The following is a 26,186-nucleotide window of genomic DNA, read 5'->3' on the forward strand; positions in this document are numbered from 1 at the left end:
GGTGTTGGTGGGGGTGTTAGGGGGTGGGGGTGTGGGTGGTGGTGTGGTAGTTGGTGTGGTCGAAGTGGCGGGTTTGTTGTTGGTAGGTGTGGGTGTAGGTGGGCCAGATGGTGGGGTTGTTGCCGTGTTGGTCGGTGTACCAGCTGGTGCAGCCGCCGGTGTTCCAGACGGTGTTTTTGAGGCGGGTTTGGAGGGTTTGGTTGTAGGTGTGTTGGGCGTGGGGGGTGACGTCGAGGGTGGTCCAGTTGTGGGTGGTGAGGGTTTTGAGGGCGTCGAGGATGTAGGTGATCTGGGCTTCGATGATGACGGTTTGGGAGGAGTGGCCGAGGGTGGTGTTGGGGCCGAGGATCATGAAGAGGTTGGGGTAGCCGTGGATGGTGGTGCCGCGGTGGGCGGTCATGCCGTGGTGGTTCCAGGTGTGGGCGAGGGTGTGGCCGTGGCGTCCGTGGATGCGGTGGGCGATGGGGCGGTTGGTGGCGGTGAAGCCGGTGGCGAGGATGAGGGTGTCGGTGGGGCGGGTGGTGCCGTCGGCGGTGGTGATGTGGGTGGGGCCGATGTGGGTGATGGTGTCGGGGATGATGTCGACGTTGGGTTGTTGGATGGCGGGGTACCAGGTGTTGGAGAAGAGGAGGCGTTTGCAGCCGACGGTGTAGTCGGGGGTGAGTTGTTGGCGTAGGTGGGGGTCGGGGACGGATTTTTTGAGGTGGCCGGCGGCCATGTTCTTCATGCCGGTGGTGCGGGTGGGGCGGGACATGAAGAACGCGACGATTTCGCGGACGTTTTTGTTGAGGTTGCGGCGTAGGAGTTGGTAGCCGGGGAGGTGGCGCAGCATCCAGGTGTGGCGGGGGGTGTTGGGTTTGTCGGGTTTGGCGGCGACCCAGGGGGGTGTGCGTTGGTAGAGGTGGAGGCGGGCGACCTGGGGTTGGATGTGGGGGACGAATTGGATGGCGGAGGCGCCGGTGCCGATGACGGCGACGTTTTTTCCGGTGAGGTCGTGGTCGTGGTTCCAGCGGGAGGAGTGGAAGAGGGTGCCGGTGAAGGTGTCGAGGCCGGGGATGTCGGGCAGGGCGGGTTCGGAGAGGTAGCCGGTGCCGGTGACGAGGATCTGGGCGGTGTAGCGGCCCTGGGTGGTGTCGATGGTCCAGTGGTGGTGGGTGTCGTCCCAGTGGGCGGCGAGGAGTTCGTGGTTGTAGCGCAGGTGGGGGGTGACGCCGGCGTTGTGGGCGCAGGTTTTGAGGTAGTCGTGGACTTCTTCGCGGGTGGCGAAGGTGGATTTCCATTCGGGGTTGCGGGCGAAGGAGAAGGAGTAGAGGTGGGCCTGGACGTCGCAGGCGCAGCCGGGGTAGGTGTTGTCGCGCCAGGTGCCGCCGAGGTCGGTTGCGCGTTCGAAGACGAGGAAGTCGCGGGTGCCGGTCTGCAGGAGGCGGATGGCGGTGCCCAGGCCGGAGAAGCCGGCGCCGATGACGGCGACTTTGAGGTGGCGGATGGGGGTGGGCTCGCCGGCGTCGGGGGCGGGGGCGGGGTGCCCGGTGGTGGCGGTGCCGGTGGCGGCGGCGGCGGTGGTCTGGGCGGGTGGGGTGGTGTGGGTGTTCCTGGTGCGGGTGGTGGCGGGTGCGGTGGCGGTGGCGCTCCCGGTCGCGCTCGTGGCTGTGCTCCCGGCCGCGCTCGTGGCCGTGCTCCCGGCTGTGCTCCCGGCCGTGCTCCCGGTCGCGCTCGTGGCCGTGCTCCCGGCTGTGCTCCCGGCCGTGCTCGTGGCCGTGCTCCCGGTCGCGCTCGTGGCCGTGCTCCCGGCCGTGGCCGTGGTCGTGCTCCCGGCTGTGTTCCCGGTCGTGGCCGTGGTCGTGTCTGTGGTTGCGGTGGCCTTGGGCTGGGTGCCGGTGGTCTGGGTGGGGTTGTTGTCGGGGTTGGTGGTGGGGTGGGGTGTGGTGGTGGTCATGGCGTCGGTCTCCTGCGGGGGCGGGTGGGTGGGGGTCAGGCCCGGCGGGTGAGGGTGACGCGGAAGTTGTTGAAGATGTGGTCTTCGAGGGTGTAGGCGAAGATGTCGAGGTAGCGTTCGAAGCGTCGGACGGTGGTTTCGTCGGAGAGGGTGACGGCTTCGTCGCGGCGCTGGGCGAGGAGTTGGAGCCAGGCGCGGCAGGCGCGGGCGAAGGATTCGGGTTCGTTGCGGATCTCGGTGACTTCGAAGAGGCCGTCGAGTCCGGTGGCGAGTTCGGGCAGGCGGGGGATGTGGCAGCCTTCGAATTCTTCGCGCTGGAGGAATTTGAGGTCGTCGAGGAGTTGGCGGCGCAGTGGGGGGTTCTCGACGGTCATGGTGTGCAGGACGAAGCGGGCGCCGGGCTTGAGGAGGGAGTGGACCTGCTTGAAGAAGACGCGGTAGCGCTGGGTGCGTTCCTTGGGGGTGAGGGAGGACAGGACGAAGTGTTCGAGGGCGTTGATGCAGAACGCGGCGTCGTAGGGGTCCTGGCCTTCGGGTAGGCGGTGGTCTTCCCAGCTTTCGACGCGGGCTTCGATGGCGGGGTTGTTCAGGGCGGTGACGAAGTCGGCCTGGGTGCGGGAGAGGGTGACGCCGGTGGCGTGGGTGACGTTGTGGACGGTGGTGAGGCGGTTGAGCATGGTGCCCCAGCCGCAGCCGATGTCCAGGACGCGGGCGGTGCCGGCGGCGTGGGCGAGGTCGGTGAAGGTGTCGAGTTTGCGTTCCTGGGCTTCGTCGAGGGTGGCGACGAGGTCTTCGCCGTCCTCCCAGTAGCCGCCGGAGTACATCATGGTGGGGCCCAGGATGAGGCGGTAGAGGTCGTTGCCGACCTCGTAGTGGTGGCGGATGGCTTCGACGTCGGGGTTGATGGTGCGGGCTTCGACGGTGGTCATGGGGCGGGGCTCCTCGGTGGTGGTGGGGTGGGAGGGGTCGTGCGGTGCCGGTGCGGGCCGTGGGTGGTCGGTCTGTGCGGCCTGCGGGTGGCGTTGTTGTGGTGCTGTCCGTGCCGCGTGGTGCGTGGTGCGTGGCGGCCCGGTTCCGGTTCCGCGGGCGGGTGCTTGCCGTGCGGGCCGGGTGTGGTGGCCGGTGTCGGCCGGCTTTGCGGGGTGGGCCGTTGGGGGCCTCCCCCTGGTGGTCGGGTGTGGTGGCCGGTGTGGACCGGCTTTGCGGGGTGGGCTGTTGGGGCTTTCCCCTCCCGGTGGTCGGGTGTCGTGCTGGTGTGAACTCGTCTTCCGGGGAAGGCGGTTGGGTCGGCCGTTGGTGCTTCGGCGCCGTGCCCGGCGTGGGCCGGTGGGGCTTTCCCCCGGGGTGGCCGGGCGTCGTGCTGGTGTGAACTCGTCTTGCGGGGTGGGCGGTTGGGTCGGCCGGTGGTGCTTCGGCGCCGTGCCCGGCGTGGGCCGGTGGGGCTTTCCCCCGGGGTGGCCGGGCGTGGTGCTGGTGTGAACTCGTCTTGCGGGGTGGGCGGTTGGGTCGGCCGTTGGTGCTTCGGCGCCGTGCCCGGTGTGTGGGTGCCGGTTGCCGGGTGTTGTGCCCGCAGGTGGCCGTTGCTCTGGTGTGTGGTGCCGGTTGTGCGGTGGCCTGTCCTTGCCCGGTTTCGGTGCCGCAGGTGGGTGCTTGCCGTGCGGGCCGGGTGTGGTGGCCGGTGTCGGCCGGCTTTGCGGGGTGGGCCGTTGGGGCTTTCCCCTCCCGGTGGTCGGGTGTCGTGCCGGTGTGAACTCGTCTTCCGGGGTGGGTCGTTGGGACGTGCTCCCGGGTGGGTGGTGGCGGCCGGTGCGGCCGTCGTGCTGTGACGGGCGGTCGGCGCCGGCTGGTGCGGGTGGTGCTGTGCGGGTGTGGGACCGGCGTTGCGGTCCGGGTGGCCGGTGTCGGCCGGTGGTGCTTCGGCGTCGTGCCCGGTGTGGGCCGGTGGGGCTTTCCCCCGGGGTGGTCGGGTGTCGTGCTGGTGTGGACTCGTCTTGCGGGGTGGGCGGTTGGGTCGACTGGTGGTGCTTCGGCGTCGTGCCCGGTGTGGGCCGGTGGGGCTTTCCCCTCCCGGTGGTCGGGTGTCGTGCTGGTGTGGACTCGTCTTGCGGGGTGGGCGGTTGGGTCGGCCGGTGGTGCTTCGGTGCCGGTGTCCGGTGTGGGCCGGTGTGTGGGCGCCGTCGCTCTGGTGCTGTTGGTGCCGGCTGGTGCCGGGTGGCCGTGGTGCGGTGGATTGCCCCTTGCCCTGGCCCCTTGCCCTTGCCTCTTGCTCCTTGCCCGGTTCGGCACTGTGGGCGGTGTTTCCCGTGTGGGTTGGGTGCTGGTGTTGGTGTGGAGCGGTTGTGCCGGGGGGCGGTTGGTGTTCGTCCCCGGGGGTTGGGCGCTGGTGTTGGTGTGGAGCGGTGGTGCCGGGGTGGGCGGTTGGTGCTTGTCCCCCGGGTCGGGTGCTCTGTGCCGGTGGGGGTCCGCTTTTCCGGGGTGGGGTGTCGGGCCTGCTTCTCGGGTGGCGGGCCGGGCGGGCCGGTCGGGTTGTGCGGGCCGGCCTGCTTGTGCGGGCCGGGCGGGCCGGTCGGGTTGTGTGGGCCGGCGTGCTGTGCGGGTGGCGGGCCGGTCGGGGTGGGCGGGTGGGTGGGTGTGGTGGTGTGGGTCAGGTAAGCGTGTGTCTCGCAAGCGGTGCGCAAGTGCGGGGGTGTGGGGCGGGTTGCGGGGCGTTTGCGTGGGGGCGGGTTTCATGCGGTGTCGACGAGACCTTGTGGTCCTGTGGTTGTCCGGGTGGTTCCCGTTCCTTGCCTCCTGTCGGGGGGTGGTGTGGGGGTGTTCCCGGGTTTTCGGGGCCGGTGTCCTGCGTGTTGTCGTGGTTTCCCTCGTGTCCGTGTCCGTCCGTGTTCGTTTCCGCTGGTGTTGTGTGTCGGCGGGGCGGGTGCGGGTGGTGTGTGGCCGGGGGGGCTGCGGGGCGGGGCGGGGGTGTTGTCGTCCATGCGGTATCCGTCGTCTATTTTCGTCCGGCCGTTTCGTGCGGTCCCTGTGCTGTTCGTTCCTGTCCGTGTGTTCTGCTTCTGTCGGCTGTGTCGCGGGTCCGCTGTGGCGGGCGGGCGGTGTGGGCCGCAGGGGTGGGGGTGCGGGTGGGGGTGGCGGGGTGGGGGGTGCGGGGGCCGGTGGAGAGGAACTGGTCATCATGTCGGACATTCCCACTGTCGAGGACCTGGCCGTGCAGTTGCAGGCGGTCTCGGGTGCGGCCGCGATCGATGCGGACGCGGCGTTGCAGCACATCGCGGATGTGGACTCGCTGGATCTGATGGAGTGGTTGTACGGGTTCCAGAACCAGTACCCGCACATCCCGGCGGACGAGTCGTTGTTCGCGGACATCGACGACACGACGACGCTGCGGGTGGTGCACGGGCGGATCCTGGCGCTCGTGGCCTCCTCGGGTTCCTGAGTGCGGGGCGGGCGGGTGTGTGCGGTCGGGTCCGGGGCCGGTGCGCCGGCGTGGTGCGGGCGGTTCGGGTGGGGCGGGAATCGATGAGGAGTCGGGGAAGGAGGGGTTGCAGGTGAGTGGTTTCGACGTCACCGGCTGGGGGGTGTGTGTGCCCGAGCGTGTGGTGACCAGCGCGCAGTTGGCCGAGCGGTTCGGGGTGGACGAGCACTGGATCGTCTCGCGGTGCGGGATCCGGGAGCGCCGGGCGGTGGGTCCGGGGCAGAGCACGGCGTCGATGGCGGTGGAGGCGGGGCGCCGGGCGTTGGAGCGGGCGGGGTTGTCGGGGGGTGACATCGCGCATCTGATCGTGGCGACCGCGACTCCGGAGCAGCCCTCGCCGGCGACGTCGGCGTTCGTGCACGACGAGCTGGGGATCGCGGGCAGCGCGCACGACGTGAACGCGGAGTGTGCGGGGTTCGTGTATGCGCTGGTGACGGCGGTGGCGTTGATGCGCATGGATCCGCGGCCGGTGCTGGTGATCGGTTCGGACACCCATACGCTGACGGCGGATCCGGCGGACCGGGACCTGTCGATCCTGGTGGGCGACGGGGCGGGCGCGGTGGTGCTCGTGCCGGGGCCGGTGGAGCGGATCCTGGCGTGGAACCTGGGTGCGGACGGCTCGTGCAAGGACAGCCTGAAGGTCCTGGCGGGGGGTTCGCGGATGCCCACCACCGCGCAGACCGTCGCCCGGGGCCTGCACTACGCGCAGATCAACGGCAACGAGATCTACCTGAACGCGGTGCGGTACACGGTGCGTACGATCCGCGAGACGCTGGAGCAGGCGAAGGTGGAGCCGGGGCAGGTGGACCATGTGGTGCCGCATCAGGCGAACATCCGGATCATCAACTCGGTGCTCGCGCACACGGGGATCCCGGGGGATCGGCTGGTGACGAACCTGGAGCGGTACGGCAACACGGCTTCGGCGTCGATCCCGATCGCGTTGGCGGAGGCGCTGGAGGCGGGGCGTGTGCGGGAGGGCGACAGGGTGCTGCTGGCCGGGTTCGGCGCGGGCATGACCTGGGGCTCGGTGCTGATGACCTGGGGAGGGACCCCGTGAGCGGACAGGACACGCCCGGCACGCAGGACACGCCCGGCACGCCCGGCACGCAGGGCACGCCCGGCACGCAGGGCACGCCCGGCATGCGGGGCGGGCAGGATGCGCCCGGTGCGTCGGGCGGGCGGGCGGTGTTCGGTGTGCGGCCGGTTTCGCCGGTGGCGCTGGTGACGGGTGCGTCGGGGGGTCTGGGGCGGGAGCTGGCGTTGGAGCTGGACGCGGCGGGGTGCCGGGTCGCGGTCCACTACAACAGTTCGCGTGAGCAGGCCGAGGCGCTGGCGGGCGAGTTGACGCACGACCATGTGCTGGTCACCGGTGACGTGGGGGACTGGCAGGCGGTGGGTGTGATGCACGCGCGTATCCGTGAGGTGCTGGGCGAGGTGGACGTGCTGGTCAACAACGGTGCGATCCGCAAGGACGCGTTGATGGCGATGCAGGACCCCGCCCAGTGGCGCCAGGTCGTGGACACGAACCTGGTGGGTGCCTTCCACACGACGCGTGCGTGTGTGCCGGCGATGCTGCGGGCCCGCTGGGGGCGGGTGGTGAACATCGTCTCGCCGTCGGCGTTGATCGCGACCGCGGGCCAGACCGCCTACGCGGCGTCCAAGGCCGGGCTGATCGGTCTGACCCGTACGCTGGCGGCCGAGTGCGGGCGCCGGGGGGTGACGGTGAACGCCCTGTCGCCCGGGTTCATGATCACGGGGATGACGGACACGCTGCCCGCCCATGTGGTGGAGGGCATGCGGGAGAAGATCCCGGTGCCCCGGTTCGTCACCCCGCGCGAGGTGGCCCGTTCCATCGGGCTCTTCCTCGACCAGGACTGCATGACGGGCCAGGTCATCAGCATCGACTCCGGGGCCTCCATCACCTGAGCCCGGGGCCCTGCCGTCCCGCGTCCTGCGCCCCCGCCCGCCCCGCCCGGCGGTGCGGGGGCGGCGCGCGTGCCCCCGTCCCCGGCCCCCGCCGCGGGCGGGGGCCGGCGTGTTCCCCGCCCGGTGCCGGGCCGTGCCGGGCCGTGCCGGGCGGGTCGTGCGGGGCGGTGCCGGGCCGGGCGGGGGCGGGGCCCGCCCCTGTCCTTGGGTTCTGGTGGTTGTCGCAACACCCCAGTTCAGGGGATGCGATGGACTTCTCGATCCGTGAGGTGCGGGCGAACCACAGCCGCAAGCCGTGGGTCCGTGAGCGGGAGGAATACTTCCGGCTCATGGACCATGGCCTGAGCAACGAGGAAGCCTGCCGGATCATCGGCGCTACTTCGCCCTCGACGGCACCGACCACCCCAGTCACAAGGCTCAGGGCAGCATGATCCGCCGCTACATCATCTGGCGGAACAAGCACGCCGCGGGCGAGCGCCTGCGCGAGGTCGTCGCCTGGGCCAATGCGGACTGAGGTCGACTACCCGAATGAGCCGTCCTCGCGGCCGGTGAACCGCACACAGCCGTCATGCTCGAACCGCACCCGCCCATCGACCCGAATGAGCCGTCCTCGCGGCCGGTGAACCGCACACAGCCGTCATGCTCGAACCGCACCCGCCCATCGAATGGAGAGGCGGGGTTGGTGCAGGCCCCGTAGTCCTGGCCGAGCTGACCGCTGAGGCCGATCCAGAAGCGGCACCCTCCGCACTGGGCGTCGTACCAGTCATCCTGATAGTCGGGCCGTGCGGTGGAGCGATGCAACGACGCGCGCCACCGTGCATGGCACGCATTGTTGTGCTCTGGATTGTCACCCGTCCAATGCCCGCCAACGGCCATTTCGATGCCTCCTCGCCCGATCCGAGATCATCAGCCCATCGACAGCCAGGTGATCATCTCATCTGGAACGGGGCGCACGTTGCCCGATACGGCACTGGACACGGGTCCCTGACGGCCCGTTCCCGTCCGGTGCGGACTCCCGCCGGCCTGCTCCTGCGGGAGGGCGCCGGGGCCTGGTCGGGTCCGGGTCCGGGTCCGGGGGGGCGGGTGCGGCCGGGGCGGATGCCCGTTGTGCCGGGGGCTTGCGGGCGGTACGGGTCCGGCGTTGCGGTCGCTCTCGTGCGGGGCCGGCGGGGGTCGTTGCGGCCCTGGCCTGGCGCCCCGGGGGCGCCCCCGGGGCGGGGCGGGTGGGGCGGTGCGCGGTGTGGTGGCCGCTCCGGACGCCGTCCGGGGCCGGGGGGCGGGGCGCCGGTGGCGTGCTCCTCGCGCCGGGGCGCGGTGTCGGGCGGGGGAGGTCGGGCCGGGGAGGTCGGGCCGGCCGGCTTCCGGTGTCCGGGGCCGGGGCGCCGGTGGCGGTCGGCTTCCCGCCGCGGTTCCTGCTGTTGCGCGGGGCGGGTCCGGGGCCCTGCGGTGCCTGGGGACGCCGGCCGCGCGCGTGCGTGCGTGCGTGCGTGTGTGTGCCGGGGGGGGTGTCGGGCGCGTGCGGGCCCGCCCGGCACCGGGTGGGGTGCGGGGGCGGGCCCGGGGCGGTGCCTGGTGAGGGGTCAGCTCAGGGAGGCGAGGGCGGCCTCGTAGTTCGGCTCCTCGGCGATCTCGGCGACGAGCTCGGTGTGCAGGACGGTGTCGTTCTCGTCGAGGACGACCACGGCGCGGGCGGTCAGGCCGGCCAGCGGGCCGTTGTCGATGGACACGCCGTAGGTGTTGTGGAAGTCGCGTCCGCGCAGGGTGGACAGGGTCTTGACGTTGTCCAGGCCCTCGGCGCCGCAGAAGCGGGCCTGGGCGAACGGCAGGTCCGCCGAGATGCACAGCACCACGGTGTTCTCCAGCGCGCCGGCCTTGGCGTTGAAGGTGCGCACCGACGTCGCGCAGGTCGGGGTGTCGATGCTCGGGAAGATGTTGAGGACCTTGCGGCGGCCGGCGAAGTCCTGCAGCGAGGTGTCCGCGAGGCCCTCGCCGACCAGCGTGAACGCCGGGGCCTGGCTGCCGGCCGCCGGCAGCGCGCCGCCGACCTCGACCGGGTTCCCCTTCAGCGTGACCTGAGCCATGAAAAGCCTCCTACCGGCGGTATACGGGTGACAACGCCGCCGATCCTACTGCCCGCGCACCGTCCCCGACGCCGGGTCACCGAGGAACGGACGCCCGCCCCCGGCCCGCCCCCGCCCCCCGCCCCGTCCGGCCGGGGCCGGGGCTGGGCGGGGTGTCCTTGCGGATCGGAGTCCGATGCACCCCCTGAGTCGGGGTGCCGCAACGACTCCTGGAACCCGGGCGGTCGGTGGCCGGCCCGTGTCCGCCGGGCCCGCCGGGCCTGTTTGGTGCGGCGGGCGGTGTGGCGGGTGTGGTGGGCATGGCGGGCAGTGGGTGCCAGGTGGCGGGGACGCCGCGCATGACCAGGGCGCTGTCCAGGGTGGCGCTGCCCGCGGGGAAGCGGGCGGGGTCGTCGAAGAACGACGACGCGGCGTGGTGGATCCGCCCGGCCTGCACGTGCCAGTGCCCGGGCCGCAGTTCCATGCCGTCCAGGCGGTGGCCGCGGGCGGTGGCGGAGAAGCCCCTGGCGCCGTCCTGGAAGAAACGGGAGGCCTCGGCGAGGCCGGTGAACAGGGCGCTGGCGGGCAGTTCGCCGCACGGCTCGACGCTGACGTCGACCCGGGTGGCGCCGTCCCTGGCCGCCAGCGCGACGCTGATGGGCCCGGGCCCGTCGTGGACCTCGAAGTCGGCGAGGCCGTGCTCGCCGGGGAACAGGCGCCCGCCGGCCCAGGCGTTGAGCCGTGAGGAGGTGTCACGGCGCGGGATGTACACGCCGGTCTCGACGCCGTGCGGGCCGTCCCACTCGACGGCGATGCGGTGCGCCGCGTTCTCGCTGCGCAGTCCGAACGCCCCCGGCGCCCAGGCGGGCCGCACCCGGCCCAGGCGCAGCAGGCAGATGCCCGCGACGGCGTGGCCGCGCACCAGCTGCGGGCGCAGCGGCCCGGGGAGCAGGCGGGCCGCGGCGTCGGGGGCGAGGCGGTAGTTCACCAGCAGCCGCCGTTCGACGACGCTGGCCAGGTGCGGCTGTCGCATCGGGACTCCTTCGTGGATGCCCCCGGCTCGAGCCGGGGCAGGGAGCGCAACTCCCCCGTCGCGGGAGGGGTTGCGGTGCTCCGCCTCCGGGCGGGGCGCCGCAGTCGGCCGGCGTGCGGCCGGGCGGGGTCTTCGCGCCGGGCCGGGGGAGCGCCGGGCCTGTGGAGCCGGCGCGGGACCGATGGGCGGTAGGGCGTCCCTTCGCCGGCGGCCCCGGGTCGGCGGGCGGCTGTGAGGCGGGAAGCGGTCCCGGCCGTTGCGCCCACGCGCAGCGGCGCGGCCGCGAGGCCGGGGGAGTCCCCGGCGTCCGCGCCGGGGAGGATGTCAGGCCCCCTCGTTCCCCTCGTCGCCCCGGCCGCGGTCGCCCGGGCCGCGGTCGCCCCGGCCGCCGTCGCCCGGGGCGCCGTCGCCCTGGTGGTTGCCGGTGTGCGTCCCGCGGCGGCCGCGGGTGTGGCGCAGCACGATCTGCTCGGGGCACACGGCGCTGAGGAAGCGGCCGACGCAGACGGCCAGGCGTTCCTGGGCCAGTGCGTAGAGGATCCGGTTGCCCTCGCGCCGTTCGGTGACCAGTCCGGCGGCCTTGAGCACGCCCAGGTGCCGGGAGACGGAGGGCGCGCTGATCGGGAAGCGGGCGGCGATCTCGCCGGCCGCGAGCTCGCCGTCCCTGAGGTCCTCGAGGATCTGGCGCCTCGTCGGGTCGGCGAGGGCGCGGAAGGCCCCGGCCTCGTCCTGGGGTCGTGTCACCCCCACTGTTTAGCATTTCGGCTAAATAGATGGCAAGGGGTCGGCGGGCCCCTGCGCGGTGCCGACGGGGCAGCAGGCAGGCGGCGGGCGGTGCGGCCCGGGGGAGGGGCGGGCGGCGCGGGACGCCGGTGCGGGGGCGCCACCGGCTCCTGGCGGCCCCGGGGACCGTGCCGGGGGGTACTCGCGCGGCGAACACCCGGACACGGCCGCGGCCGTGGCCGCGCTCGCCCCCTGCGACGGCCCCCGCCCGCCCCGCCGCGGCGTCCCCGTCCGCACGCGCTCGCGGCGCCGGCGGCGGCGCACGGGGACGGGACGCGGTGGACGGTCGCCGAGTCCGTGGCCGGCCGTGCGCCGGGCGGGGCCCTGCCCGGCGCGCCGGGACCGGGACCGCTTCGGGGCCGCGTCGGGTGCGGGCGGGGGAGGTGGCGCGGGCGGTGCTGTCGGCGCTGCGTGCCGGCCACGGCGGGGGGCCTGGTCCGCGGCGCCGTGGACGCCTGCCCGGTCCTGGCGCCGGGGCGGCGTCCGGCGGCCCCGCGCCGCGCCGTCGACCGGCGCGCCCACGCCCTCGCGCAGGCCGACGAGGTGGCGGCGGTGGCGGGTGCCCGTCCCGGCCGCCGCCCCGGCCGGTGCCGGTCTCCGCCACCGCCCGGCGCGGCCGCGACCCGGGCCGATTCGACGCCCCTCTCGCGCTCGCCCCGCCCCGGCGCCCCGCGGCGGCGGTGTCCGCGACGGTGCGCCACGGCCACCGCCGTTCCCGGGCCGGCGCCTGCCCGCGGGCCCGCGGACCGCGTCCGCCGGCGCGGGCCCGAACACGTGCCAGGCCCGCCGGCCGGCGCCGGACGGGGCCCGACGGCGGCTTGCCGCCGTGACCGCGTACGCTCCCCGCACCGCTGCTCCCCGCCGTCAGGGGCCGGACCTGCGGCGTCGGCACGGGCCGCCGGCCCCTCCACCGCCCCTCCCACCCGGCGACCCCTCCCGCCCTCGCCCGCGGCCCCGCCGCAGGTGCGAGGAACGACGGTGTCCCCCGCGCGCCGAGGCCGGCCCGGACCCGGCTGTGCCCCGCCCCCGCCCCGCCTCGCCTCCCGCCCTGCCCCGCCCCGGCCCGGCCCCGGTCCGGGCCCCGGGTGCACCGGCGGTTCGGGGAATTCGGTGACGTCGCGTCAGTTCGCCGTGGTGTACTGCGGGCCGGGACCGTTCGCGCACAAGTCACCGCGAGGAGTGGACCGTTCGATGAGCGCCGTATGCCCGGGCTGTGCCGCCGGGGAGCACGCCCTGCCCGTGCCCGAGGCCCTGGAGGGCGGGAGCGCGGCCGGCCTGGACGCCTGGGAGGCCGTCCACCTGGCCCCGCCGCCCCAGCCGCGGCCCGAGCCCGTGCCCGAGGGCGCGGCGGCGGCCGTGCTGGTCGTCCTCGCGGCGCTGTGGCTGCTCCTGGGGGTGCTGAACCTGCTGCGCCCGCGTCCGGACCTGGACCGCTATGACGACTTCTACCGGGCGGGCTACCTGCTGGGCGGCTTCGTCGGTCCGGCGCTGCTGACGGCCGCGGCCCTGGTCGTGCGCACCGCCTCCCGCCGGCGCGGTCGGCGGCGGCAGGAGGAGCGGCTGCGGGCGCAGCAGGAGCGCCGCCGGCACCTGGTGCAGCGCTGGCGGCGCGGCTGGTGGTGCCGGCGCTGCCGGGTGGCGTTCTTCCCCGCGGGCGCCCTGCACCCGGCCTGCCCGCCCTCGCCCCCGCTGGCCGCCGGGCACTACCCGGCCTGGGTGCTGGGCGCCCCCCTCCCGGGCCCGGACGGTCGGGGCCCGGGCGTCCGGGGCGGGGGCGTTCAGGAGGCGGGCGGCCCGGCGCTCCCGTAGGACGCCGGGTTTGCGTCGAGGCTGCCGGCCCGCAGGCCGGCGGCGGCCGTGACGTGCAGGGAGGCGGTGTCGTCCGGGCCGCTTCCGGCAGGGCGCGCGCAGCGCCTGCGCGGGGTGGCAGCGGCCCCGGCCCGCCGTGCGAGGGCGCGCTCGCGAGCGCCGCGGCCGCCGTCCCGGAGGTCCGCGCCCCGGAGCCCGCGGCCCCGCGCCCCGGGAGCCCGCGGGGCCCCGCCGCGTAGCGCCGCAGGGCCCGCCGGTGCCGGGCCCTGCGGCGCACCGCGGGCGGGCGCCCGGGCCCCGGCGGCCGGTGGGCGGGTACTCGGCGGGACGCGCCCACCGTCGTCCCACTCGGCTGAGCCTGTTCCGGCGATCACCCAGAGGGTTCCTTGGTGGTACTTCGACCGGAAATCCTGACTCTGTTGCTCAATTCGGGTTGGGTGCAGATCTTATGAGGGGGCCTCGTCAGGGTGAACAGGACGTGGTGAGCCCCTGATCGCTGCGCCTGCTCAGGTCTGAAGCAGGATGGACAGTGCGACGTCCGCCTGGTTGCGCTCCAACGTCCCCGGGTCCTGCGAACCACCGGCCGCGAGCGCCGGGACGAACGTGAAGATCTCGTCGAACCCAGGCTGCCCGAGCCGGCCCACTGCGGCGTCGTACAGGTCTTTGCGCAGTTCCGCGGCCGGCCAGGTCGGATCCGACAGCCTCGACGCGAAGTCGCCGAAGGTGAAGCCCAGGACGCTGGTCCGCTTGAACCGCACGTCGAGCACGGATACGTCGTGGGCAGCCTCCGCCTCCGCATCGTCCAAGCCCAGCGCGCGGGCCCGCTCCCGCAGGTCCCGCACGTAGATGATGTCGCCGAGCGCCGTGCGCGCGAACGGCGTCCGCGATGGATTGAAACCGCCGAGCCACTCGGCCAAGGTCTCGTCGAGGAGATCGGGGGCGACCAGGTGGAGGAAGCCGTCGAAGTGGGTGCCCGGGCCGAGGGCGGCGAGGCTGCGCGCGGCCTCGGTCGGCATGCGTTCCTGCAGGGCTGCCACGGAGAACTCGGTGATCAAGGTCGGGCCCACTCCGCTCGGCGAATCAGGAATCGCACCCTACCCCGAGGCGGCCTGGCGTGAGAGCCCGGCCTCGAATGCTCATGTTCACCAGGGCCCTCATTGGATCCGCATCCTTTTTTCGGATCGGTGATCAAGCCGCGAGTCGGTGCGCGAGTTGTGCGAGTCGGCTGTTCCGTGGGCGTCGGGCCTGGCCGGCCCAGTGGGCGTCGAGCCGCACCCCGGCGCTGCGCGCCCAGGTCGGTGCGTGTCCTCCGGCAGGCGATCTTGACTGATCGACAGGGGAGTTCGACCGCCCGACACGGGGGCGGCAAGCACTGTCGGGACCCAGCCGTCAGGACAGCGGACCGGCCAGCAGCTGGGCGGCCAGGTCGTGCAGTTCGGCCACCAGCTCCTTGGCCGGCCCGCCGCAGTGCTCCTGCTGGTCCTCCGCGCGGTACAGCCATCCGCGGACCGGCCGCAGCGGCGAGCCGGGGTCGTCGGCGGGGCAGAGCTCGAAGCCGATCCGCTCGGCCGCCGCCAGCGGATCAAGGCGGCCGTCGAGCAGGTCCCGCAGGCAGTACCGGGCCAGCGCCAGGTCGCGGCCCTCAACGGTGGCGGGCAGCCGCAGCACCGGCCAGAGTTCCTGCTCCACCTCGGCCGGCAGCCGGCGCGCCTCCAGGACCTCCCCGTCGGACAGCACGCCGAGCTCCCACAGACTCGGGGCCTCCACCCCGCCGGCCAACGCCGCCCAGGCAGCCTCCACCGCCTGGGCGACCGACTCCGGACAACCGGTGGTGCGTCGCTCCAGCAGCACCCGGCGCAACGCTTCCAGCGCCTCATCCAGCTCCATCACGCGAGCGTAGCCACCCACTCCAGCCCGGAGCGACACGTTTTGATCCGACGGCAGCCGGGGCCCTCCGCCAACACGGCATCGCGACCCGCCCGCCCGCACCGGGGGGATTGCCGCCCGGCCCGGTGCCGGGCCGCCCGTAGCGGGCGGGCCGCACACGGCGGGCGGGCTACGCGTAGCGTTCGAACAGCGCCCGCAGGTAGTCCTCCAGACGCTCCGCCAGCAGCTGCGCGCCCAGGTCGGTGCGGCCCAGCTCGCGCCAGGGCACCGCGACCTTCTGCGCGTCCGGGGCGAACGCCAGGGCGTCCAGCAGCCGCCAGTACAGGTGCCCGGGGCCGCGCGCGCTCAGCACGCCCCCGGCAGCCTCGTAGGCGTCGGCGAAGGCCATGCCCGTCTCCACGCCGTGCAGCAGGGCCAGCGCGGTGCAGCAGTGGGCGACGTCCAGGTCCGCCGGGCCCCAGGAGGTCTCCACCCAGTCGACGACCCCGCTGACCGCCAGCTGCTCCCCGTGCCCGGTGAACAGCACGTTGCCGGGGTGGAAGTCGCGGTGCAGGAAGCAGCCGCGGTGCGCCGGCGCCGGGCGGGCGATCACCTCCACCGCCCGCGCCCACAGGCCCGGGCGCGCGGTGGCGGCCGGGACCTGCACGCGCCCGGGGGAGGTCCACGCCTGCCAGGCGCGCGGACGCTGCCCCTCGGGCACCCGCACGGCGTGGACGGCGGCCAGCTGGGCGGCCAGCAGCTCCACCCGGCGCGCCACCTCGCCGTCCTGCTCCACCCGCACCGTGCCGCTCAGGTGGGTCATCAGCAGCGACGGGTGCCCGCCGTGCCCGCCCCGGGCGTCCACCGCGCGCAGCCGCGCCGCCGGGATGGCGCCGCCGGCCAGCAGGCGCAGCACACCGGCCTCGCGCTCCAGCAGCGCGGGCGCGTGGCGCACGTAGAACGGCTTGACGAAGGAGCGCAGCACCAGCGAGTACCCCGCCCCGCCGCCCCCGTCACCGGGCTCGACGTCCAGGCGGCGCATCTGCGAGGTCCACCCGCCCTTGAGCGCCTCCACCCGCGCGATCCGCTCACCGGGCGCGAGCACGCCCTCCACCCACCGGCGCGTACCGGCCCACCCCTGGACGTCGTCGTCGATCACGGACGACCACCCTACGCCCGCCCCCGGGCCGGGACCCGGGCCGCCCCCTCGGCCCGCAAGGCACCCGTACGGGACGGCGCCCGCCCGCCGCCGCCCGTCGTCGGCGCGCGCACCCGCACGCCCCGACACCCGTGCGCCCGCCCGCTGCGGCGCGAACCGGGGCGGGCGGGCGTACGGTCAGGGCCCGTACGGTCAGGGCCCGCAGGCCCGGGGGGCGTCGCGGGCCTCGGCGTCGGCGGCCGCTACCACCGCCGACAGCAGGCCCGGGAAGCGCCGCTCCAGCTCCTCGGCGCGCAGCGTGTTCATCTTCGTGGTGCCCACGTAGTACTGGCGCAGCACCCCGGCCGCGCGCAGCACGGAGAAGTGGTGGCTGGAGGTGGAGCGCCCGACCGGCAGGTCGAAGGAGCCGCAGCTCAGGTCACCGCCCGAGTGCGCCAGGGTGCGCACCACCGTGCGCCTCGCCGGGTCGGCGAGGGCCTCCAGCACCTGCTGGACGTTCACGTCCTCCACACCGGGGTGCTCGATCATCCGCGCCGTCACGCGTGCCCGTCCCACACCCACCACCCCTTCCCAAGCCTGGCCCCCGTCCCGCGTCGGTCTTCGTCAACGGCCGCGCACCACGCGCGACTTCACGCCCGACGCTACTACGGGACAGGGCCCCGCCACGCCCGCCGCAACACCTCCGCAACACCGATCGCGCACCGAACGCGCACGCCGGGCCCCGCAGCCCGGGCACCGCGGCCCGCACGCGCCGGTGCGGCGCACGCCCCCCTGCCCGCACAGGAGGGCGCCCGCCGCACCGGAACGCACACGTACACACCTGCACACCTACGGACAACAGCGACAGCAACAGCAACAGCAACAGCGACAGCGACAGGAACGGCTGCGGGAACGGCACCCGCCCCGCCGCCCCCGTTCAGGCCGCCCGCACCGGCGGCCCCGCCGGCCGCGCCAGGCGCGCCAGCGCCAGCGGCTCGAAGATGCCCATCAGCACCGGGTCCACCGGCCGCACCGCCGACGGCGCCGGAGCCGCCGGCAGCGGCGAGCGCAGCAGCGACAGGTACAGCTCCTGCGTCTCCGCCGCCGGGTCGATCCCCAGCTCCTCCGCCAGCACCCGGCGCAGCTGCTGGTAACAGCGCAGCGCCTCCGCCCGGTTGCCCGCCGAGGCCAGCGCCTCCATCCGGCAGCGGTAGGCGCTCTCGCGAAACGGCGCCCGCCGCACCGCCTCGTCCGCCCACCGCAGCGCGTGGTGCTCCTCGCCCAGCGCCGAGGCGGCCAGGCTCGCCGTCTCCAGCGCGCTCATCCGCAGCTCCTCCACGTGCTCGCGCACGCCCTGCGCCCACTCGCCCTCGTGGTCGGGCAGGAACGAGCCGCGCAGATTGGCGATCGCGCCCGCGGCCAGCTGCTGCGCCACCGCGTGGGAACGCGCGGCCAGCGCCTCGCCCGCCTCGCCGACCGCGCCCGCCGCCGCCTCCAGGTCCACCGCCGCGTCCGCGGGCAGGCGCAGCACGTAGCGCCCGCCCTGGGCGATCAGCGGGGTGGCGCCCGGGCCCTGCCCGGGCCAGGCCACGAACGCCCGCACCCGCGAGACCACGCTGCGCAGCGCGGAGGCCCAGGTGTCGGGCAGGCCGTCGGGCCAGACGGTGTCGGCCAGCTGGTCGCGGCTGGTGCCGGTGGAGCGCTCCAGCACCAGGCGCGCGAACGCCACCTGGGCCTGGGCGCTGGACAGGTGCTGCGGGGCGTTGCCCGCGTGTTCGATCGTCACCAGGCCGGTCAGTCGGATCAGCATCGCGCCGTCCCCGATCTGCCGGACGGGCCCTCGTCCCGAAAACCGTTCAACACAGCTCCAACCCCCTCGAAGCCACAGCGGAAGTGACGGCCCCGCGTGGTCGGGAACCGTCGGCATGGGAAACCGGACCGGAACATGAAACAACGCCGACCAGCCGTTCGGTTTCGGCGGATTTCGACCATACATTCGCCGCCGAGCACGGTGTCAACACCCGTAGAGGAAACATACCCGCCGGCCGGTCGATGCGTCGTGGACGCAAGGTTTCCGCACGTCAGAGCAGTCCCGCAGGCCAAGGGAGCGGCTATTGCGGACGCCTTGCGCATCCTGCCGTAGAAATGTAGCAATCCTTGAGCAGCCCGCGTGAAGGCTTCGAGAAATCCGCCCGCCCGCTTACCGGTGAACCGCCCGCACGAAGCACTTCCCCCTTTTATTGCGAAAAATACCGGACGGAAAAGGCGCCGGCCGCTTTTCCGCGGAACCCCGCCCCGCCCGCCCCGCCCCGCCTTTCCCGCCCCGCCTTTCCCGCCCCGTCGGCCCCGCCCGGCCGCCGACCGCCCCGCCCGCCGACCGCCCGTCAAGCCGTCAAGCCGTCAAGCCGTCAAGCCGTCAAGCCGTCCACCCCGTGAAGGAGAACCGCCCGTGAACGCCACCGGAGCATGGGACCGCCTGGAGCCGAAGCTCGCCGCGACGAACGCCCGCGTGGCCGCCCTGGAGTCCGACCCCTCGCGCCGCAACAGCTTCGTCGCCTACACCATGGAACGCGACAGCGCCTACTGCGACCTCGACGGCGAGCGCCTGCTCATGATGTCCGGCTACAGCTACCTCGGCCTGGCCGGCGACGAGCGCGTGGTCGCCGCCGCCAAGGCCGCCGTCGACGTCTACGGCACCGGCAACCACGGCGTGCGCGCCCTGGCCGGCACCATCCCCCTGCACGAGGAACTGGAGGCCGAGGTCGCCCGCTACGCCCACCGCGAGCGCGCCCTGGTCTTCGGCTCCGGCTACGCCGCCAACGTCGGCACCATCGGCGGCCTCGTCGGCGCCGGCGACACCGTCCTGATCGACAAGTACGACCACGCCTCCATCGTCGACGGCTGCCGCCTCTCCGGGGCCACCGTCACCCGCTTCCGCCACAACGACGTCGACCACCTCGAGCGCCGCCTCAAGGCCGCCGCCCCCACCGGGGTGCGCCTGGTCATCGTCGACAGCGTCTACTCCATGGACGGCGACATCGCCCCGCTGCCCGAACTGCGCGAGGTCTGCGACCGCCACGACGCCCTGCTGATGGTCGACGAGGCCCACGCCCTGGGCGTCATCGGCCCCACCGGCGGCGGCATCGAGGAGCACTACGGCCACCGCCACCGCGTCGACATCAAGCTCGGCACCCTCTCCAAGGCCATCCCCTCCATGGGCGGCTGGATCGCCGGCAGCAACGAGCTCATCGGCCACCTGCGCTACGCCGCCCGCCCCTTCCTGTTCTCCGCCGCACTGGGCCCCGCGCAGACCGGCGCCGCACTGGAGTCCCTGCGGATCCTGCGCCGCGAGCCCCAGCGCGTCACCCACACCCAGCTCCAGGCCCAGCGCCTGCGCACCCGCCTCAACGACGCCGGCATCTCCACCATGGAATCCTCCACCGCCGTGCTGCCCGTCATCGCCGGCTCCGACGACGCCGCCTACGACTACGCCACCGCCTGCCGCAAGGCCGGCGTCATCGGCCTGCCGGTCGTCACCCCCGCCGTGCCCAACGACCTGGCCCGCCTGCGCATCGCCGTCACCGCCCGCCACACCGCCGCCGACATCGACTTCGCCGCCGACGCCTTCCTGACCGCCGCCCGCCAGAGCGGCCTGATCTGACCCGGCCACCGGCCACCCGACGGGCGAACGGAAGGAGAGCACCAGCCATGACGCCCCAGCACCCGCCCCAGCACCGCCGCGAGGAGATCGCGATCACCGGCATCGGCGTGATCAGCCCCGCCGGCCACACCGTCGCGGACTTCTGGCACACCGTCAGCGCCGCACGCTCCACCGCCACCGCCCTGACCGACCCCGAACTGGCCCGCCACAAGGTCAGACTGGGCTGCCGCGTCACCGACCTGCCCCAGAGCGCGGACCTGCCCGCCAAGGACGCCCGCCGCCTGGACCCCTTCGCCCACTACGCCGCCCTGGCCGCCCTCGCCGCCCACACCGACGCCGGCGCCCCCGCCCCCGAGCCCGGACGCAGCGCCGTCGTGGTCGGCAACGCCGTGGGCGGACGCACCACCAGCGACCGCGAGTCCGCCCTCTACACCGGCCACGGACCGCTGCGGGTCTCCCCGCTGATGCCCCTGGTCACCATGCCCAACGCCGCCGCCGCCCAGATCGCCATCCGCCTGTCCTGGAGCGGCCCGGCCCTGACCATCGCCACCACCTGCGCCTCCAGCGCCGACGCCATCGGCCACGCCGCCCTCCTCCTGCAGACCCGCCGCGCCGACGTGGCCATCGCCGGCGGCTGCGAGGCCACCCTGACCCCCGTCACCCTGGCCGCGTTCGGCAACCTCGGCGCCCACTCCCAGCGCAACGACGACCCCGCGCGCGCCAGCCGCCCCTTCGACACCGAGCGCGACGGCTTCGTGATGGGCGAGGGCGCCGCCTTCTTCGTCCTGGAACGCCTCGCCGACGCCCGCGCCCGCCGCGCCCGCCCCCACGCCCTGCTGGCCGGCTACGGCTCCAGCGCCGACGCCTACCACCTGTCCAACCCCCGCCCCGACGGCGCCGGCGCGGTGGCCGCCATGCGCGCCGCCCTGCGCGACGCCGGCCTCACCCCCGCCGACATCGCCCACGTCAACGCCCACGGCACCGCCACCGTCCACAACGACCGCGCCGAAGCCGCCGCCCTGCGCACCGTCTTCGGACCCCACGGCGTGCCCGTCACCTCCACCAAGGGCGCCATCGGCCACCTGATCGGCGCGGCCGGAGCCGTCGAACTCATCGCCGCCCTCAAGGCCATGAACACCCGCCTCGTCCCGCCCACCGCCAACCACGAGAACACCGAGGAAGGCCTGGACCTCGACGTCGTCCACACCGCGCCCCGCCCCGTCCCCGCCGGCGCGGCCCTGTCCAACTCCTTCGGCTTCGGCGGCCACAACTCGACCCTGGTGGTGACCCCGCTATGACCACGACCACGCCCACGCCCCTCGCCCGCACCCGCCTGACCCCCGCCCCGCAGCAGACGGCCGCCTACCGCGCCGCCGCCCGCACCGCCCTGCCCGCCCCCGCGCGCACCGGCACCAGCCCGGCCTTCCCCTTCGTCGCCGCCCACGCCCTCGCCCAGCACACCGTCACCGCCCTGACCGCCGGCGACCAGGGCTTCACCGGCGTCGTCCACCTCGCCCAGGAGATCCACACCCACACCCCCCTCACCCCGGGCACCGCCCTGGACGTGGCCCTCGAGGTCACCGCCGCCCGCCGCGAGGCCCGCGGCACCCGCATCGCCCTGACCACCCGCCTCACCGACCCCGCCACCGGCACCGAGAAGGCCCGCCTGAGCACCGCCGCCCTCCTGCTCGGCGCCACCGCCCCCACCCCCTTCGGCACCCCCGCCGCCACCGCCCACCCCGGCACCACCCCCGACACCGAACCCCACACCCTCACCCTCGCCCTCACCCGCGCCGACACCACCGCCTACGCCCACGCCTCCGGCGACCACAACCCCATCCACCTGGACGACACCGCCGCCCGCACCGCCGGCTTCCCCGGCGTCATCGCCCACGGCATGCACCTGGTCGCCCTGGCCGCCGAACACCTCACCGACCGCTACGCCGACGGCGACCCCGCCCGCGTCACCGCCCTCGGCGCCCGCTTCGCCGCCCCCTACACCCCCGGCACACCGCTGCGCCTGACCCTGCAGCCCTACGACCGGGCCACCGTGGTGCGCTTCACCCTGGCCACCGAGAACGGCACCGCCGTCAAGGCCGGCTGGGCCGCCCTGGCCCCCGCGACGGGGCGGTGAGCGCCATGACCGACACCACACCCGCCCCCGGCAGCGCCCCCGCCGCGCCCGGCACCGCCGGCAGCGCCCCCGCCGCGCCCGGCACCGCCGCCCCCGCCGCGCCCGGCACCGCCCCCGTCGAGAGCGGCGCCGCCGTGCCGCCGCTGGCGCTGCCCGACGCGATCCTCGCCCACGCCCGCACCCGCCCCGCAGCCCCCGCGCTGATCTGGCACGAACGCACCGTCAGCTACGGCGAACTGGCCGGCGCCGCCGAGGCCGAACGCGCCCGCCTGAACGCCCTCGACCTGCGCCCCGGGGAGCCGGTGGGACTGGTGGCCGTCAAGTCCCCCGAGGCGATCGCCCTGGTACTGGCCTGCCTGATCGAGCGCCGCCCCTTCCTGCTGCCCTCCCCGCAGCTGGCCCCCGCGCTGCTGGCCGCGCTGTTCGCCCAGGCCGGCGCCCGCCACCTGCTCACCCCCGCCGGCCAGGACAGCCCGCGCCTGCCCGCCCCGCCCCGCCCGGCCCCGGTGCCGACACTGGCGGCCGGCACCTCCTTCCTGCTCACCACCTCCGGCTCCACCGACCTGCCCAAGATCGTCCCGCTCGCCCAGGGCGGCGTGGACCGCTTCACCGCCTGGGCCCACGACACCTTCGACCTGGGCCCGGGGCGCACCGTGGCCAACTACGCGCCCCTCAACTTCGACCTCGCCCTCCTGGACGTGTGGGCCACCCTGGCCGCCGGCGGCACCTGCCTGCTCATCGACCCCGCCCAGGCCCTGAACGCCCGCCACCTGCTCGCCCAGCTGACCCTGCACCGCCCGCACGTGCTGCAGGCCGTCCCCCTGGCCTACGCCCTGCTCGTGCAGGCCGCCGGCACCCACACCGTGCTGGACAGCGTCGAGCACGCCGCGTTCACCGGCGACGCCATCGACGCCCGCACCCTGGCCGCCCTGCCCGCCCTGCTGCCCGGCGCCCGGCTGTACAACATCTACGGCTGCACCGAGACCAACGACAGCTTCCTGCACCGCCTGGACCGCCTGGACGCCGCCGCCGCGCTCCCGGTGCCCATCGGCACCCCGCTGCCCGGGGTGCGCACCCTCATCGCCGGCCCCGACGGCACCGCGCTCGCCGGGGCGGGCAGCGGCGAACTCTACGTCTCCACGCCCTTCCAGGCCGCCGGCTACCTCGACCGCTCCCGCGACGCGGGCCGCTTCACCACCCGCCCCGGCGGCGCGGGGCCCGGGCGGCGCTGGTTCCGCACCGGCGACCTGGTCACCCGGGACGAGGCCGGGCGCGTGCACCTGACCGGCCGCTCGGACTTCCAGGTCAAGGTCCGCGGGGTGGCCGTCAACACCGCCGAGGTCGAACGCGTGCTGCTCGCCCACCCCGAGGTCCGCGAGGCCGCCGTCGCCGCGGCCCCCGACCCGCTGACCGGCAAGCGCCTGCACGCCGCCGTCCAGCGCGCCCCCGGCTCCGCGCTCAACACCCTGCTGCTGCGCGAGCACCTGGCCCGCAACCTGCCGCGCGCCGCCGTCCCCGAGCGCCTGGCCATCCAGGACGGCCCGCTCGCCAAGACCGCCACCGGCAAGGTCGACCGCAAGGCCGTCCTGCCCGCCGCCCCCTGACCGGCCCGCCCCGGCCCGCCGCCCCCTGACCGGCCCGCCCCGGCCCGCCGCCCCGGCCGGCCCGCCCTGACCGGCCCGCCCTGTTATCCGATGCCGATCCGTAACGACAGCAAGGGAGTTGCCACCATGAGCAACATCGACCAGATCAAGCGGTTCCTGATCGAGGAGTTCCTGCCCGACGTCACCCCCGACCAGCTCGCCGACGACCACGACCTGCTCTCCGACGGCGTCATCGACAGCCTCGGCGTGCTCAAGCTCATCGCCTGGGTCGAGGACCACTTCGCCCTGCCCGTCGACGACACGGACCTGGACCCCAACAACTTCCGCTCCGTCACCGCCATCGACGCCTTCATCACCCAGCGCCGCGCCGGCGCGGCCACCGCCGCGGTCGGCGGCTGACCCCGTGCACCCCGCCCTCACCGCGCTCCTGGCCGGGCGCCCCGTCCCGCTGGAGGCCTGGCGCTCGTGGTGGGAGCAGCTGGAGCAGCGCACCCTGGGCCCGGCCCGCGACAGCGACCGGGCCCAGGCGGCGGCCCTGCTGGCCTCCCTGACCACCCGCCTGCCCGACCCGTCCACCCTGGCGGCGCTGACCGCCTCCCTCACCGAACGCAGCCCCGACCCCGGCCCGCCGGTGCCGGGCAGCGTCAACATCGTGGGCACCGGCGGCGGACCGGCGACCTTCAACCTGTCCACCGCCGCCGCCCTGACCGCTGCCGCCATGGGCATCCCCGTCGTCAAGACCGGCTCGCGCGCCTACACCAGCGCCGCCGGCTCCGTCGACCTGCTGGAACGCCTGGGCATCACCCTGAGCGCCGGGCCCGGCGCCACCGCCGACCACCTCGCCGAGCACAACATCGCCTTCGCCGGCCCGCACGTCTACCCGCCCCAGCTCACCCGCCTGGCCCGGATCCTGTTCCCGCTCACCCTCAAGCCCTTCGGCGCCTTCCTCAACACCCTCGGACCGCTGCTGGCCACCGTCCCCGTCACCGCCCAGCTCACCGGCGTCTCCCACACCGCCCCCCTGGACGCCCTGGCCGCCCTGGCCCCCACCGTGCGCGGGCGCGCCCTGTGGCTGGCCGTCAACACCGCCGGCGCCGACGAACTGCTGCCCTTCGCCGACAACACCCTGCACACCCCCGCCGGCACCGTCCACCTGCCCGCGGGCTCCGTCGCCCCCGCCGCCGGCACCCTGGCCGACCTCGCCCCCCGGCCCCAGGACCTCACCGCGCACTTCCTGGGCGCCCTCCAGGGCCGCGCCGGGCCCACCGCCACCCACACCATCGCCCTCAACGCCGCCGCCCTCGCCCTGGCCTCCGGGCGCCACACCCGCTGGTCGGCCGCCTACGGGCAGGCCCTGGACGCGCTGGCCGACGGCGCCCCGCGCGCCCTGACGGAGCGCCTGCGCACCCACCGCAAGGCGGCCGCCCATGCCTGAACCCCTCCTGCCCGCGGACGGGCCCGAACCCCTCTTCCGTGACGGCGAGCCGGGCCTTGCGGTGTTCCTCAACGCCGGCGACCCGCCCGGGGCACTGGCCCGCCTCGCCCACACCCTCGACGAGGCGGGCGTCGAGGTCCTGGAGCTGGCCGTCCCCTTCCCGAACTCGCCCACCGACGGGCCCGTCATCCGCCGCTCCGCCGCCCGCGCCCTGGCCGCCGGCACCACCCTGGACACCGTCCTGGCCGAACTCGCCGACCTCACCGCGCGCCTGCGCACCCTCAAGGTCGTCCTGCTCGCCGACTGGAGCCACAGCCTGCGCCACCGCGACCCCGCCGCCTGCGCCCGAGCCGTCGCCGCCGCCGGCGCCCGCGCCCTGCTCGTCCACGCCCTGCCCCCGCGGCTGCGCGCCACCTGGCAGCACGCCTGCGCGCAGGCCGGCCTGGCGCAGGTCACCACCTGCTACCCGGCCTCCCCGCCGCAGACCCTCACCGCCGCGGCCCGCGGCGCCGCCGGCGCCTACGTCTACCTCGTCGCCCACTACGGCCGCTCCGGCACCGCCCCCGGCACCGGCCACCGCGCCCTGGCCGAGACCGTCACCGCCCTGCGCCGGGCCGCCCCCGGCGTGCGGGTCGCCGTCGGCTTCGGCGTCAGGACCGCCGCCGACCTCGACGCGGTGGCCGCCGCCGGAGCCGACGCCGCGATCGTCGGCTCCGCCGTCGTCGCCCGCCTCGAACAGGCCCACCACGAAGGCCGCGACACCGCCGCCGACCTGCGCGCCTTCCTCACCGACCTCCGTACGCCCCGCCCCCCACGACCGGCGGGCGCGCACGGGAGCACCACCGGCACCACCGCAACCACCGCAACCACCACCCCCGCCACCGCCACCACCTGAGAGGACCCACCAGCATGCTGATCCGCGACCTCGCCGACGTGAAGACCGTCGAATGGGGCAACGGCCTCTCCCGCCGCTTCCTCCTCGCCTCCGACGGCCTGGGCTACAGCCTCACCGACACCACCGTCAACGCCGGCACCAAGTCCCGCCTGGAGTACCGCAACCACATGGAGGCCTGCTACTGCATCGCCGGCTCCGGCGAGGTCATCGACATGGACGGCAACTCCCACCCCATCACCCCCGGCCGGATGTACGCCCTCGACCTGCACGACGCCCACTACCTGGTCGCGAGCCCCGACGAGGACCTGCGCCTGGTCTGCGTGTTCTCCCCGGCCCTGAACGGCGACGAGGTCCACCAGCTCGACGCCCACTCCTCCTCCGCCTACTAGAGGCCCCCCGTCCGTCGACGTACGAGTCGTGTGCCGGCGCCCCCG

At 74.8% G+C, this 26,186-nt stretch carries 21 protein-coding genes and 4 pseudogenes; 14 read left to right on the forward strand and 11 right to left on the reverse strand.

The genetic code is table 11. The features are described 5' to 3' along the window. Positions 1-16: 16 nt before the first annotated feature. The gene (locus tag ABTY61_RS30370) at positions 17-1,936 is read right to left on the reverse strand and encodes a flavin-containing monooxygenase (RefSeq protein ID WP_350508308.1); all 1,920 of its coding nucleotides are present in this window, start codon (positions 1,934-1,936) and stop codon (positions 17-19) included. A gap of 35 nt (positions 1,937-1,971) precedes the next feature. After that, positions 1,972-2,865 carry a class I SAM-dependent methyltransferase gene (locus tag ABTY61_RS30375; RefSeq protein WP_350508309.1) on the reverse strand — a complete coding sequence of 298 codons (894 nt, stop codon included), beginning with the start codon at positions 2,863-2,865 and terminating at the stop codon, positions 1,972-1,974. Between the two features lie 2,243 nt (positions 2,866-5,108). On the opposite strand from ABTY61_RS30375, the gene ABTY61_RS30380 reads away from it, so the two are divergent. The 5 genes and pseudogenes from ABTY61_RS30380 to ABTY61_RS30395 all read left to right on the forward strand — a co-directional run. Continuing rightward, positions 5,109-5,369, forward strand: a complete 261-nt coding sequence (locus ABTY61_RS30380; RefSeq protein ID WP_350508310.1) for a hypothetical protein — start codon at positions 5,109-5,111, stop codon at positions 5,367-5,369. Positions 5,370-5,481: 112 nt separating this feature from the next. Next, the gene (locus tag ABTY61_RS30385; RefSeq protein WP_350508311.1) at positions 5,482-6,465 is read left to right on the forward strand and encodes a 3-oxoacyl-ACP synthase III family protein; all 984 of its coding nucleotides are present in this window, start codon (positions 5,482-5,484) and stop codon (positions 6,463-6,465) included. A gap of 83 nt (positions 6,466-6,548) precedes the next feature. Continuing rightward, entirely contained in the window at positions 6,549-7,334 is a 786-nt protein-coding gene (locus ABTY61_RS30390) for an SDR family NAD(P)-dependent oxidoreductase (protein WP_350508409.1), read from the forward strand. A gap of 248 nt (positions 7,335-7,582) precedes the next feature. After that, positions 7,583-7,708 (forward strand): annotated as a pseudogene (locus ABTY61_RS42035) (IS30 family transposase); the annotation flags it as partial. After that, positions 7,705-7,848: pseudogene (locus ABTY61_RS30395) on the forward strand (transposase); the annotation flags it as partial. The pseudogenes ABTY61_RS42035 and ABTY61_RS30395, both read left to right, overlap by 4 nt. A gap of 128 nt (positions 7,849-7,976) precedes the next feature. On the opposite strand, the pseudogene ABTY61_RS30400 reads toward ABTY61_RS30395, so the two are convergent. The 4 genes and pseudogenes from ABTY61_RS30400 to ABTY61_RS30415 form a co-directional block, all read right to left on the reverse strand. Beyond that, a pseudogene (locus ABTY61_RS30400) lies at positions 7,977-8,210 on the reverse strand (DUF3027 domain-containing protein); the annotation flags it as partial. 704 nt (positions 8,211-8,914) lie between these two features. Continuing rightward, positions 8,915-9,415: a thiol peroxidase gene (gene tpx, locus ABTY61_RS30405; RefSeq protein ID WP_350508312.1), complete on the reverse strand. Its 501-nt coding sequence runs from the start codon at positions 9,413-9,415 to the stop codon at positions 8,915-8,917. Positions 9,416-9,731: 316 nt separating this feature from the next. Continuing rightward, positions 9,732-10,427, reverse strand: a pseudogene (locus ABTY61_RS30410) (DUF2071 domain-containing protein); the annotation flags it as partial. 324 nt (positions 10,428-10,751) lie between these two features. Further along, positions 10,752-11,171: a metalloregulator ArsR/SmtB family transcription factor gene (locus ABTY61_RS30415; protein WP_350508313.1), complete on the reverse strand. Its 420-nt coding sequence runs from the start codon at positions 11,169-11,171 to the stop codon at positions 10,752-10,754. Between the two features lie 1,230 nt (positions 11,172-12,401). On the opposite strand from ABTY61_RS30415, the gene ABTY61_RS30420 reads away from it, so the two are divergent. Beyond that, complete coding sequence (locus tag ABTY61_RS30420; RefSeq protein ID WP_350508314.1) at positions 12,402-13,019, forward strand: hypothetical protein; 618 nt, start codon at positions 12,402-12,404, stop codon at positions 13,017-13,019. Positions 13,020-13,525: 506 nt separating this feature from the next. Here ABTY61_RS30420 and ABTY61_RS30425 read toward each other — a convergent pair. The 5 genes from ABTY61_RS30425 to ABTY61_RS30445 all read right to left on the reverse strand — a co-directional run bounded on the left by ABTY61_RS30425 (position 13,526) and on the right by ABTY61_RS30445 (position 17,833). Continuing rightward, positions 13,526-14,074: a T6SS immunity protein Tdi1 domain-containing protein gene (locus ABTY61_RS30425; RefSeq protein WP_350508315.1), complete on the reverse strand. Its 549-nt coding sequence runs from the start codon at positions 14,072-14,074 to the stop codon at positions 13,526-13,528. Between the two features lie 334 nt (positions 14,075-14,408). Next, positions 14,409-14,906, reverse strand: coding sequence for a hypothetical protein (locus ABTY61_RS30430; RefSeq protein WP_350508316.1), 498 nt, complete (start codon positions 14,904-14,906; stop codon positions 14,409-14,411). Between the two features lie 169 nt (positions 14,907-15,075). After that, complete coding sequence (locus ABTY61_RS30435; protein WP_350508317.1) at positions 15,076-16,044, reverse strand: phosphotransferase family protein; 969 nt, start codon at positions 16,042-16,044, stop codon at positions 15,076-15,078. A gap of 192 nt (positions 16,045-16,236) precedes the next feature. Further along, positions 16,237-16,599 (reverse strand): ArsR/SmtB family transcription factor, encoded by a 363-nt coding sequence (locus ABTY61_RS30440; RefSeq protein ID WP_350508318.1) that lies wholly within the window; start codon positions 16,597-16,599, stop codon positions 16,237-16,239. A 361-nt stretch (positions 16,600-16,960) separates the two neighbouring features. Then, positions 16,961-17,833, reverse strand: coding sequence for an AfsR/SARP family transcriptional regulator (locus tag ABTY61_RS30445; RefSeq protein ID WP_350508319.1), 873 nt, complete (start codon positions 17,831-17,833; stop codon positions 16,961-16,963). Between the two features lie 639 nt (positions 17,834-18,472). On the opposite strand from ABTY61_RS30445, the gene ABTY61_RS30450 reads away from it, so the two are divergent. From ABTY61_RS30450 to ABTY61_RS30485, 8 genes are all read left to right on the forward strand, one after another. After that, positions 18,473-19,684 (forward strand): aminotransferase class I/II-fold pyridoxal phosphate-dependent enzyme, encoded by a 1,212-nt coding sequence (locus ABTY61_RS30450; protein ID WP_350508320.1) that lies wholly within the window; start codon positions 18,473-18,475, stop codon positions 19,682-19,684. A gap of 47 nt (positions 19,685-19,731) precedes the next feature. Then, on the forward strand, positions 19,732-20,982 hold the full coding sequence (locus ABTY61_RS30455) for a beta-ketoacyl-[acyl-carrier-protein] synthase family protein (protein ID WP_350508321.1): 1,251 nt from the start codon (positions 19,732-19,734) through the stop codon (positions 20,980-20,982). Further along, the gene (locus ABTY61_RS30460) at positions 20,979-21,818 is read left to right on the forward strand and encodes a MaoC/PaaZ C-terminal domain-containing protein (RefSeq protein WP_350508322.1); all 840 of its coding nucleotides are present in this window, start codon (positions 20,979-20,981) and stop codon (positions 21,816-21,818) included. The genes ABTY61_RS30455 and ABTY61_RS30460 overlap by 4 nt, the downstream gene beginning before the upstream one ends. Positions 21,819-21,823: 5 nt before the next feature. After that, the gene (locus tag ABTY61_RS30465; RefSeq protein WP_350508323.1) at positions 21,824-23,422 is read left to right on the forward strand and encodes an AMP-binding protein; all 1,599 of its coding nucleotides are present in this window, start codon (positions 21,824-21,826) and stop codon (positions 23,420-23,422) included. A 126-nt stretch (positions 23,423-23,548) separates the two neighbouring features. Further along, the gene (locus tag ABTY61_RS30470; protein WP_350508324.1) at positions 23,549-23,821 is read left to right on the forward strand and encodes an acyl carrier protein; all 273 of its coding nucleotides are present in this window, start codon (positions 23,549-23,551) and stop codon (positions 23,819-23,821) included. Positions 23,822-23,825: 4 nt separating this feature from the next. After that, the gene (locus ABTY61_RS30475; RefSeq protein ID WP_350508325.1) at positions 23,826-24,857 is read left to right on the forward strand and encodes a hypothetical protein; all 1,032 of its coding nucleotides are present in this window, start codon (positions 23,826-23,828) and stop codon (positions 24,855-24,857) included. Then, complete coding sequence (gene trpA, locus ABTY61_RS30480; protein ID WP_350508326.1) at positions 24,850-25,752, forward strand: tryptophan synthase subunit alpha; 903 nt, start codon at positions 24,850-24,852, stop codon at positions 25,750-25,752. Before ABTY61_RS30475 ends, trpA begins: the two co-directional genes overlap by 8 nt. Before the next feature lie 14 nt (positions 25,753-25,766). Next, a complete protein-coding gene (locus ABTY61_RS30485) occupies positions 25,767-26,141 on the forward strand; it encodes an ectoine synthase (protein ID WP_350508327.1) in 375 nt (124 codons plus the stop codon). Positions 26,142-26,186: the final 45 nt, after the last annotated feature.

This window comes from Kitasatospora sp. NPDC096128, from assembly GCF_040303105.1.
Taxonomy (GTDB): domain Bacteria; phylum Actinomycetota; class Actinomycetes; order Streptomycetales; family Streptomycetaceae; genus Kitasatospora.

Bases quoted from the DNA above. Each gene is read 5' to 3' on its own strand.
- ABTY61_RS30370 (WP_350508308.1), bottom strand. From the start codon at position 1,936: ATGACCACCACCACACCCCACCCCACCACCAACCCCGACAACAACCCC.
- ABTY61_RS30375 (WP_350508309.1), bottom strand. From the start codon at position 2,865: ATGACCACCGTCGAAGCCCGCACCATCAACCCCGACGTCGAAGCCATC.
- ABTY61_RS30380 (WP_350508310.1), top strand. From the start codon at position 5,109: ATGTCGGACATTCCCACTGTCGAGGACCTGGCCGTGCAGTTGCAGGCG.
- ABTY61_RS30390 (WP_350508409.1), top strand. From the start codon at position 6,549: ATGCGGGGCGGGCAGGATGCGCCCGGTGCGTCGGGCGGGCGGGCGGTG.
- tpx (WP_350508312.1), bottom strand. From the start codon at position 9,415: ATGGCTCAGGTCACGCTGAAGGGGAACCCGGTCGAGGTCGGCGGCGCG.
- ABTY61_RS30420 (WP_350508314.1), top strand. From the start codon at position 12,402: ATGAGCGCCGTATGCCCGGGCTGTGCCGCCGGGGAGCACGCCCTGCCC.
- ABTY61_RS30430 (WP_350508316.1), bottom strand. From the start codon at position 14,906: ATGGAGCTGGATGAGGCGCTGGAAGCGTTGCGCCGGGTGCTGCTGGAG.
- ABTY61_RS30445 (WP_350508319.1), bottom strand. From the start codon at position 17,833: ATGCTGATCCGACTGACCGGCCTGGTGACGATCGAACACGCGGGCAAC.
- ABTY61_RS30455 (WP_350508321.1), top strand. From the start codon at position 19,732: ATGACGCCCCAGCACCCGCCCCAGCACCGCCGCGAGGAGATCGCGATC.
- ABTY61_RS30460 (WP_350508322.1), top strand. From the start codon at position 20,979: ATGACCACGACCACGCCCACGCCCCTCGCCCGCACCCGCCTGACCCCC.
- ABTY61_RS30465 (WP_350508323.1), top strand. From the start codon at position 21,824: ATGACCGACACCACACCCGCCCCCGGCAGCGCCCCCGCCGCGCCCGGC.
- ABTY61_RS30470 (WP_350508324.1), top strand. From the start codon at position 23,549: ATGAGCAACATCGACCAGATCAAGCGGTTCCTGATCGAGGAGTTCCTG.
- trpA (WP_350508326.1), top strand. From the start codon at position 24,850: ATGCCTGAACCCCTCCTGCCCGCGGACGGGCCCGAACCCCTCTTCCGT.
- ABTY61_RS30485 (WP_350508327.1), top strand. From the start codon at position 25,767: ATGCTGATCCGCGACCTCGCCGACGTGAAGACCGTCGAATGGGGCAAC.